This window comes from Psychrobacter sp. A3 (assembly GCF_028823565.1).
Taxonomy (GTDB): domain Bacteria; phylum Pseudomonadota; class Gammaproteobacteria; order Pseudomonadales; family Moraxellaceae; genus Psychrobacter; species Psychrobacter celer.
This window is the reverse complement of record NZ_JAPEHS010000091.1, coordinates 1-9,927: the sequence shown is the minus strand read 5'-3', so window position 1 is coordinate 9,927 and position 9,927 is coordinate 1. Positions and strand designations below refer to the sequence as shown.

Annotated in this window: 8 protein-coding genes and 1 pseudogene; 1 reads left to right on the top strand and 8 read right to left on the bottom strand. The window is 48.3% G+C overall.

What is annotated here, in order from left to right; genetic code table 11:
- Nucleotides 1–501: 501 nt before the first annotated feature.
- The 8 genes and pseudogenes from NK638_RS10635 to NK638_RS10595 all read right to left on the bottom strand — a co-directional run bounded on the left by NK638_RS10635 (nucleotide 502) and on the right by NK638_RS10595 (nucleotide 7,962).
- A complete protein-coding gene (locus NK638_RS10635) occupies nucleotides 502–1,218 on the bottom strand; it encodes a fumarylacetoacetate hydrolase family protein (RefSeq protein WP_446739833.1) in 717 nt (238 codons plus the stop codon).
- A gap of 60 nt (nucleotides 1,219–1,278) precedes the next feature.
- On the bottom strand, nucleotides 1,279–2,004 hold the full coding sequence (locus tag NK638_RS10630; protein ID WP_105244776.1) for an ABC transporter permease: 726 nt from the start codon (nucleotides 2,002–2,004) through the stop codon (nucleotides 1,279–1,281).
- A gap of 12 nt (nucleotides 2,005–2,016) precedes the next feature.
- Nucleotides 2,017–2,751 carry an ABC transporter permease gene (locus NK638_RS10625; protein ID WP_274633003.1) on the bottom strand — a complete coding sequence of 245 codons (735 nt, stop codon included), beginning with the start codon at nucleotides 2,749–2,751 and terminating at the stop codon, nucleotides 2,017–2,019.
- 477 nt (nucleotides 2,752–3,228) lie between these two features.
- Nucleotides 3,229–3,957, bottom strand: a pseudogene (locus NK638_RS10620) (ABC transporter substrate-binding protein); the annotation flags it as partial.
- Between the two features lie 340 nt (nucleotides 3,958–4,297).
- The gene (locus NK638_RS10610) at nucleotides 4,298–5,233 is read right to left on the bottom strand and encodes a transporter substrate-binding domain-containing protein (protein WP_274633000.1); all 936 of its coding nucleotides are present in this window, start codon (nucleotides 5,231–5,233) and stop codon (nucleotides 4,298–4,300) included.
- A 106-nt stretch (nucleotides 5,234–5,339) separates the two neighbouring features.
- Complete coding sequence (locus NK638_RS10605; protein ID WP_274632999.1) at nucleotides 5,340–6,140, bottom strand: transporter substrate-binding domain-containing protein; 801 nt, start codon at nucleotides 6,138–6,140, stop codon at nucleotides 5,340–5,342.
- A gap of 381 nt (nucleotides 6,141–6,521) precedes the next feature.
- The gene (locus tag NK638_RS10600) at nucleotides 6,522–7,319 is read right to left on the bottom strand and encodes an ABC transporter ATP-binding protein (protein ID WP_105244772.1); all 798 of its coding nucleotides are present in this window, start codon (nucleotides 7,317–7,319) and stop codon (nucleotides 6,522–6,524) included.
- A gap of 322 nt (nucleotides 7,320–7,641) precedes the next feature.
- Nucleotides 7,642–7,962 (bottom strand): hypothetical protein, encoded by a 321-nt coding sequence (locus tag NK638_RS10595; protein ID WP_192995886.1) that lies wholly within the window; start codon nucleotides 7,960–7,962, stop codon nucleotides 7,642–7,644.
- Nucleotides 7,963–8,343: 381 nt separating this feature from the next.
- Here NK638_RS10595 and NK638_RS10590 point away from each other — a divergent pair, with 381 nt between their 5' ends.
- Nucleotides 8,344–9,645, top strand: coding sequence for a glutamate-5-semialdehyde dehydrogenase (locus NK638_RS10590; RefSeq protein WP_274632998.1), 1,302 nt, complete (start codon nucleotides 8,344–8,346; stop codon nucleotides 9,643–9,645).
- Nucleotides 9,646–9,927: the final 282 nt, after the last annotated feature.

Below are 9,927 nucleotides of genomic sequence, written 5' to 3'. Positions count from 1 at the left end.
CCGCCGTCAGCCCTGTACCGCCTTTTAAGATATGGCGACGATGCATACGGCGATTGATGATGGTTTGAAATTCGATATTATTACTCGTGTTTGAGTCTTCTACGGCTTCATGAGCGAGCGGTTTGTTCAATAACGTCATGTTCAGTCACCTTGCTATTTGGCTAGAGTGGCGTAAAGGGTGGGTTGCGGCTTTATCAAATCCACCACAACGATATAAGTTACGCTCAAGTCTACCGAGCATTTATGACAGTACGTTGACAATAACTGCTAAATCTATCACTCAGCGACCCACCAAAGGCTGCCAAGTTTTTACAGTGATAAGCGTCAACCATGCTCATCAAATAGCTTCCTAAAGCACTCTTATAAAAGCCAGTGTCATAAAAACCACTCCCACAAAAGTCATTTTCATAAAAAACAGCGCCAATAAAAAAATCCCAAGCGGTCACTTGGGATTTTTTAGACAATCTTATTAGATAAAGTACGCACTAGCTAGGCAATATCCTAGTGTACTTCTGCCTGCCACTCATGCGCACCAAGCTTTAGGGTCAGCGTATCACCAGCATGTAACACCCCAACACCACTTGGCGTACCCGTCATAATCACATCGCCTGCCTGTAAGCTAAAGGCATGACTGATATTGACCAGCAGCTCATACACCGGAAACAGCATCAAAGCAGTATCGCCGTCTTGCTTAAGGCTTTTATTGATATACAGCTGATAGGCAACATTGTGAAAGTCGCCAAACGCTTGGGGATCGAGCCAGTCAGCCAGCACACAAGCGCCATCGAAGCATTTGGCGCGCTCCCATGGATGGCCTTTTGCTTTTAGCTCAGACTGCAAATCGCGCAAAGTCAGATCCAGCCCCACCGTCACCGCACCGATGGCTTGCGTTGCTTCCTCCATCGTCGCAGCAGATAAGTCCGTTGCCAGCTGGATACACAGCTCAGTCTCATAGTGCGTGTCGCCAAATACTGCCGGATCTGGACGGACCACGCCTTGGCGGATAGACACCACCGAAGAGGCGGGCTTCATAAACAGCATCGGCGAGGTAGGTACCTCATTGCCTAGCTCGCGAGCATGCGCGGCGTAATTACGACCGACACAAACCACTTTACCAATCGGCGCACGCAAGCTTTGATTGGCATCGGTCATGCTCTCATCATTATTGGCATTGGCGGCGATGGCATTGACCAGCGACATATGGGGCGATTGACTCATACTCGGCTCTCATAGCAAGTTATTCACAAACATCAAAAGTGGCGATGCTGATTGATATCCTTAAGGGATGGTATTGGTCACCACATCGGGTGGTACATAGCTGGCATGGCGATTCATACGTTTTTCAAACATTCTAAAACTAAACAAGATCACCCACGTCAATAGCAGATAAATGACACCTGCTGCAAAAAATAGCTCCATCAAGGTATAGGTTCGCGCACTGATCGTCCGCGCCACCCCTGTAATGTCCATCAAAGCGATGGTCGAGGCCAGCGCACTACCCTTTAGCATAAAGATGACTTCATTACTATAAGCAGGGATGACGATACCAAAGGCGCGCGGCAGTGTCACGCGGGTCAGCTTTTGCCACTTCGACATACCCAGCGCATCCGCAGCTTCTAGCTCGCCTACGGGAATGGCCTGAATCGCACCGCGAATGATCTCTGCCAAATACGCACTGGTGTTCATGGTAAAGGCGATAATCGCACACCAGTAAGCTTGACTAAGCACCGGCTCCCATAAAAACGAGTCGCGCACCGCCTCAAACTGACCCAGACCATAATAAATCAAAAATATCTGTACCAGCAGCGGCGTACCGCGGAAAAAGAAAATATATAAAAACGGTAATATCTGTACTGCCCAATTTTTCGATAGACGTAGCAGCGCTAAAATCAGACCAAAAAACAATCCGATGATACCTGATATCACCACCAGCTGTACGGTCAGCACCGCACCACCCATCAAATCAGGGATATGGTCAAAGATGACCTGCCAATTCCAATCCATAGTCTCTCTCCTCTACCCTATGGTCGATTGACGTTGTGTTGACTGACGGCTGATTTTTTTGGCGTAGCGCGCCGCTGGATTGGCACGCCACTCAAGCCACATCATAAAACCGGTAATCAACATGGTCAGACCCAAATAAATAATGGCCGCCGCCATATAAAACGTAAATGGCTGCTGTGTCGACTGCGCAGCCCGCGAGGACTGATACATGATGTCCTTAAGGCCCACAACCGAGACCAGCGCTGTGTCTTTGAGCAGTACCAAAAACAAATTGCCCAAACCTGGCAAGGCAATCTGCCACACTTGCGGCAAGGTGATACGATAAAAAATCTGCAGCGGACGCATACCAATCGCTTGCGCGGCCTCGCGTTGCCCGACTGGAATCTCTTGAATCGACATGCGAAAAATTTCGGTCGCATAAGCACCAAAAGCAATCGAGAGCGCCATGACCCCGCCCCAAAACGCGCTAATCTCGATATAATCGTTATAGCCGAATTTTTTGAGGATGCTCATCAGCAGTATGGAGCCGCCATAATAAATAAACAGCACCAACAACAGCTCAGGTATGCCGCGCATCGTGGCAGTATAGACAGTCGCCAGCTTACGCAGTACCCAGATATTGGACATCTTTGCTGTCGCGCCGAGCAAGCCCAAAGCCATGCCGATGACTAGGCTAGTCAACGCAAGCTTTATGGTGACGGTAGCGCCGCTTAATAAAAGCGCGCCAAATCCTTGTAAATCAAACACAATTATCCACTCAGTCTCTTTATATTAGCAAGTTGCAAAATATGAGTTAAAAGAATCAGCATCAATAGCTGAGCGCGGCTGATAGTCGTATAAAAAACTGCATAGACGGGCGGTTTTTTGCGTCATAGAGTGACGTGATATTCATACGACTATGGCGACGGTAATTGACACAGTAGAAATGAGCGCTGATTTTATCATATTCGCTCGCCGCTATGTTAACACTAAGACGTAAAAGCGTTGCCTAAATAGACACTTATCAGGATAAATAGCAAACAAATCAGATAGATTTGATAAAAGTCGACCTTTCTTTGCAGCCATAAAGCACCGATCTGCCCAAAACAAAAAAGACATCGCCACTGGCAATCCAATGGCAATGTCCTTGTGCTGACTAATTAATAGCTAATGACCTTGTAAAGACAACCACGCCATAGAATATCTCAGCAGACCTGTGGTTTTACCAAGCATGTGGCGACAAGCTTACTGCGCTGCGTCATCTACTGCTGGCGTTGCCGCTGCACTGGTAGGCATGGCAAAGTATTTTTCATTGATTTTATCATAAGTGCCATTGGCCTTGAGATTGGCCAGCGACTGATTGATTTTGGCTTGCAATGCTTCATCGTTAGGACGCACGGCAATCGCAAAGTTATCATTGATATCGATCTCCTCGCCTTTGAGCGCATAATTGCTGCCTGATGGCGAGCCTAGCCACTCTAGTGCTGGCAGTTTATCAGAGATCATGGCATCGACGCGATCTGAGCCCAAATCCAAAAAGGCATTACTCAAGGTATCATACAGCTTGATATCGGCCTTTGGATAGGCGTTCTCCAGCCACTGCGATGAGATAGTCGAGCGCTGAGCGGCGATAGAGTGCGCATTGATGTCGCTGCTATTGGTAGGATCAAAGCTGCTGTCCTTTTTGGCCAAAAACACCAGCGCATTACTAAAGTATGGCTCGGTAAATGCCACCTGCTTGGCGCGCTCAGGCGTGACCGACATCGCCGCGACGATGGCATCGTACTTACCCGCCTTGAGTCCTGGAATGATGCCATCCCAGTCTTGCGCCATGATCTCACACGTCATCTGCATGTCAGCGCAGATGGCATTGGCAATATCGACATCAAACCCGCCAAGACTGCCATCAGCATTGGTATAGTTGAACGGCGCATAAGCACCTTCGGTACCGATACGCAGCACTTCACCTGTCGCAGCAGCGGCGGCTGCGCATAAGCACCTTCGGTACCGATACGCAGCACTTCACCTGTCGCAGCAGCGGCGGCTGTGTCTTGAGAGTCATCAGAGGCGGTTTCGTTTTGACCAGTACCACAACCGACCAACGTAACAAGCGCACTTATCGCGACAAACGGTGCTAAACAACGTCGCACGCTAATAGGGCTTTTGGCAGGTACAGTGGCGACGGCGCGGCGGTGGTCAAAACGATTATTCATGATCATCCTTGAGAGTTGTGATAAAAACAATACCCATCGCTACCCTACGCCAGTAGTCACAGGGATGACCCTATGCGCCCAAATAGCGATGAGCGGTAAGATTAGTTCGTTGCGGCTTCTGCTTGCTCTTGGTCAGCGATGACCGCATTGGCATCGACATTGCCATCATCAACGACCAGCACTTCTTCCACACCTTCTGTGGCGACGGCTTTTTGTGCAGCGGCGGTTGAGCTGGTGCCAAAATAGCTGCCCGTGATTTGATCGTAGGTGCCGTTGGCTTTTAGCTCAGACAAGGCTTTGTTGAACTTCGCTACTAGCGGATCGCCTTTACGAAAAGCAATACCCATCGCATCATCGTTGCTGCTGATCTCATTGCCTTTGACTTCGTAGTTTTGTCCAGCTTCTGTTTTTAGCCAGTCAATACCTGTCACTTTATCAGACATCATACCGCGCACGCGACCTGAGGTAAGGTCTAGATACGCGTTGTCTTGTGTGTCATAGAGTTTGATATCCGCATCGCTGTGCTCATCTTGTAGATACTGTGAGGCAACGGTTGAGCGCTGAGACGCAATCGGCTGGCCTTTGAGCGAATCGATAGTGAGGTCATCGCCTTTTTTACCGATCAAGATGATACCGCTGTGGAAGTAAGGGTCACTAAAATCCACCACTTCTTTACGCTCAGGGGTGATGGACATACCCGCGATGGCGGCATCAAATTTTTGTGCATTGAGACCTGGAATCAAGCCATCCCAGTCTTGTGAGATGACTTCACATTCTGCTTTCATTTGCGCACATAAGGCATCGACCAGCTCAATCTCATAGCCGATCAGTTTGCCATCAGCATCGGTATAACTAAAAGGCTTGTAGCTCGATTCGGTAGCGATTTTGATGTTTAACGGGGCGTCTGCTGCATCTGCCTCGGCGCTGTCTGCTGGTGCCGAGCTATTGTTACAGCCTGCCAGCATTAGCATGGCCGCGCTTAGTGGCGCAAGCCAAAGGGCTTTTTTGCTCATAGAGCGAGTCATTGAAATTGTCATAGGGTTATTCCTTAATATATTTACCAGCCGTTTGTCACTCATGACTTATGGATTACTGTTTGTTTATAAGGCGGGTCAGTATTCGTTTGCTGACACGCCCGACAGCTTATTGACTAAAATTTATCTGCTCAAGACGCGCCAATTCACCGTTGCTACGGATTTCGCTCAGGGCTTTGTTAAAGTCTTCTTTGAGTGAGTCGCCTTTGCGCACGGCAATGGCAATATTATCGTTATTGTCAATTTCATCGCCTACAATACCAAAGCCTTCGGTATTGTCTGCCAGCCAAGATTTGGCTGAGACTTTTTCGGCCAATACCGCATCGCTACGGCCTGATTTTAGGTCCAAATAAGCGTTGTCGTAGTTGTCGTACAACTGCACGGTGTTGCCGTCTTTGCCTTCGTAGTTATCTTGTAGATAAGCGCCAGGCGTGGTCGAGCGCTGACCACCAAGCGTGAGGTTTTTGATCGAGGTCGGATCAAAGCTACCATCGGTTTTGGTCAGCCAAACCATGGTATTGGCAAAGTATGGCTCGCTAAAGTCTACTTTTTCTTGACGCTCAGCGGTGATAGACATACCTGCGATTACCGCATCGTATTTTTGCGCCAATAGACCTGGGATAATACCGTCCCATTCTTGAGCGACGATTTCACAATCCGCCTGCATTTGCTCGCATAGCGCATTGGCCACATCGATATCAAACCCGCCCAAGCTGCCATCGGCATTGGTATAGTTAAAAGGAGGGTAAGCGCCCTCGGTAGCGATACGAATGGTCTTGCCAGCGGTTTCTGCTGCCGGTGCATCGGCATTGGTATCAGCAGCTTCATTGGCTGGTTGGCTACAAGCGCTCAGCATCAACGCTGCAGTAACGGTCATCGACGACCACAATAGGCGAGAATTCGACATCATACATTCCTTAAATTCTGATGAGTTTTTGATATAGGGTTCTGATATTTTGTTCTCTGACGTCCCTGCCAGACAAGCAATATAGATAGCAGAATAGACAGACAACCGTCATGCACGGCCGCCTATAAACCTTCTGATAATACCTGAGTAAAATATCAAAAACAAACGTTTTACATACGGACTGTTATTGTTGGGTAATAAACCATAAATGTTAATGACCACATAGCCATGACTAAAAATCATGGCCAAGCGTTAGATTTTATTATAGAGCTGATTTTCAGGCTTAGTTAATTAGTTAACTCGCTTTAGGACAGCAACGGCCGCGCTGTCCTAATTTTTTAATGCTATTTTAGTTTTGTAATACAGTGCATAGCAGCCATGTGGCTAGTTTTGGCGGTGAGAGGACATAAAGTCCTTAACGCGCTCAGAGGTAGGATTGTCAAATACTTGCTCAGGCGTTCCGATTTCCTCAATGACGCCTTGGTGTAAAAACACCACCTTACTTGAGACTTCACGAGCAAAGCGCATTTCGTGAGTGACAATGAGCATGGTACGCCCTTCTTCTGCCAGCTCGCGCATCACCGCCAGCACCTCATTGACCAACTCAGGATCGAGCGCCGAGGTCGGCTCATCAAATAGCAGTACTTGCGGCTGCATGGCAAGCGCGCGGGCGATGGCGACACGCTGACGCTGACCACCAGAGAGATTGGCCGGATAGGCGTCTTTTTTGTCAAGCAGCCCTACTTTGTCGAGCAGTTTTTCGGCATCACTGATGGCTTGGTCTTTTTTGATTTTTAGGACCTGCGTCGGGCCTTCGATGATGTTTTGCAAAATGGTCTTGTGCGGCCACAAGTTAAAATTTTGAAAGACAAAACCCACGCGCGCGCGCAAGCTTTCTAACTGCTTGATATCTGCCGCTTGTAGCTCGCCTGATTTGGCAGGCTTTAGCATCAGCTCTTCATCACCGATGAATATACGACCTTGATTGGGCTTCTCTAATAGGTTAATACAGCGCAGCAACGTAGATTTGCCTGAGCCGGACGAACCCAAAATCGAGATAACATCACCATCATAGGCGGTGAGCGACACCCCTTTTAGCACTGCTAATGAGCCGTAGCTTTTATGGATATCTTGTAAATCTAAGGCGATAGGCCGAGTCGGATTTTTTGCAGTATCAAGCATGGTTTAGCAGACTTCCAATAAATATGAGTGAAAACACGAATAAAAATGTGCCATTGTCTCTTATTCCGCAGCAAAAAGGCAAATGTTATCTATGTCAGGTACCTAGGCGTTTGGCCCGTGTGCCACGTTGGCCGCCCTTTACCCACATAAAAAAAGCCCAGTCTGCATCGACAGCACTGGGCGCTATTTTATCACTTTAGCAAGCTTGGCGTGCTGTTATATTATCGCCTTTGACGCCTACTTGTTTTGATACCTATTTATCTGTAAAAAGCATCAGGCACCATCTATCATCTTATCTAACTATCTTGTCTAGTCAGACCGATTAATAAGTTGAGATGTGCTCTGAGCTCTCTGTACCATCCAGCACTTCGGCATCGTCAGCAGTTGCCACCGCGACATCATCATTGTCACCTACCGCCATTGCGTCATCGACACTGGTATCAGCACTTGCCACTGCCACATCATCAGAAGACTCTGCAGTCGCAACACCCGTCGCCTCGGTCTCTACTGTGGTTTGTGCGTCGACAGCAGGCTCGGTCTCCATCGGCGCATCGTCTTTTTTGCCACAAGCGCTGAGTGTCAAGGCGGCCGCCACCAATCCAATAGTTAGCCAGTTTTTGTCCATTTTATAGAGCATAGCCATGTCATTCTTCCTCATTAATACAGAGTATATTGATTCATTTAACAGGAGCATGGGCGTTCGGCTGCCCCCTACTTGACCCTTCACTATACTAACGATGTCGTTTGACTACCTTAGTAGTTACAGCACAATTGTGTTAAAAACAGGTAACTGTCATGTAACCGCCGCTGACACACCGCTGCAAGTCGACAAATAGATGCGGTCAAGCGGGCGCTGTTCACAAAATCGTCTTTACTATCGACGCAATCTCCTCTATGTTAAATAGCACAATGCCATCTGAGCATTTAACCTTCTATATTTGTTAAACTTTTGCCTTGCTAGGCGCTTTTATTATTTATGGCATTGATTGCCCTGTCAGACACTGATAACCATAAGGACATATTTATGACTCAAACCACTACCACAGACGTTACCGCTTATATGCAAACGGTCGGCAAGCAAGCGCGCGCCGCCTCACGCGCCCTCGCGGCAGCCAATACTGGCGATAAAAACGCGGCGCTGATGGCGATTCATGACGCACTAAAAAACGCTAAATCAGACATCTTGGCCGCCAACAAAATCGATATGGACAAGGGTCAAAAAAACGACTTGGACACCGCGCTACTAGATCGCCTTGAGCTAAACGACGCGCGCTTCGATGGTATGTTACAAGGCCTAAAAGACGTGGCGGCCTTGCCTGACCCTATCGGTGAGGTCACTGACATGACCTACCGCCCCTCTGGTATTCATTTAGGCAAAATGCGCGTCCCCCTCGGTGTGGTCGGTATGATTTATGAGTCGCGCCCCAACGTCACCTTAGAAGCCGCCTCTTTGGCGCTAAAATCAGGTAACGCCATCATCTTGCGCGGTGGCTCTGAAGCTTTTGAGTCCAATCAAGCACTGGCCAAATGTATCCTACAAGGACTAAAAAAGGTCGGCCTATCCGAGCACAGCGTGCAGGTCTTACAAACGACGGATCGCGCGGCGGTCGGTGAGCTGATCACCATGACAGACTACGTCGATGTCATCGTACCTCGCGGCGGCAAAGGCTTGATCGAGCGCATCAGCCGCGATGCCAAAGTACCGGTTATCAAGCACTTAGATGGTAACTGCCATACCTTTATCGATAGCGATGCCGATGCCGAAACGGCGATTAAAGTCAGTGTCAATGCCAAGACCCACCGTTATGGCACCTGTAATACCATGGAGACACTATTGGTCGATGAGCATGTCGCAAGTGATCTGTTGCCAAAGATTGCCGAAGCCATCATAAAAGCGGATGACGCCATGCAATTGCGCCTTGATAATAAGGCACAAGCCATCTTAAATGACAATGCGACCTTGCAAGGCCATCTATCAGCAGCCACTAGCGAGGACTGGGATACTGAGTATCTGGCCCCTATCTTGGCGGTTAAGGTGGTATCTGGTATCGACGAGGCCATTGAACATATCAACACCTATGGCAGCCATCATACCGACGTTATCATCACCGACAACTATACCAAGTCGCAGCGCTTTATCCGTGAGGTTGATTCGGCCAGTGTGATGATCAATGCTTCTAGCCGTTTTGCCGATGGTTTTGAGTATGGCTTGGGTGCTGAGATTGGTATCTCAACCGACAAAATCCACGCGCGCGGCCCTGTAGGGCTCGAAGGTCTGACCTCACAAAAATGGATCGTCTATGGTCACGGCGAGACGCGCGCGTAACTTATCACATATTTATCGACCACTTATCAAAGGCGAATTGGACGCAAACCTATCATCCATCGCCTAACTTCACGTATAATCCACCAAAAACGTCAGCTAAGTTGCTGGCGTTTTTTATTAAATTGCTGCTGTGTGGTGTTCAGCAGCCAGGGGTAGCAAACAAAAAATAACTTTTATCTATCTAGGGCGTGTCCTCATTTTAAAAATGGCGACAAAAATGAGATAAATCGCCGTCAAACAAGGAAGATAGCGCAGATAATATTGAGATATTAGGGCGTGTTG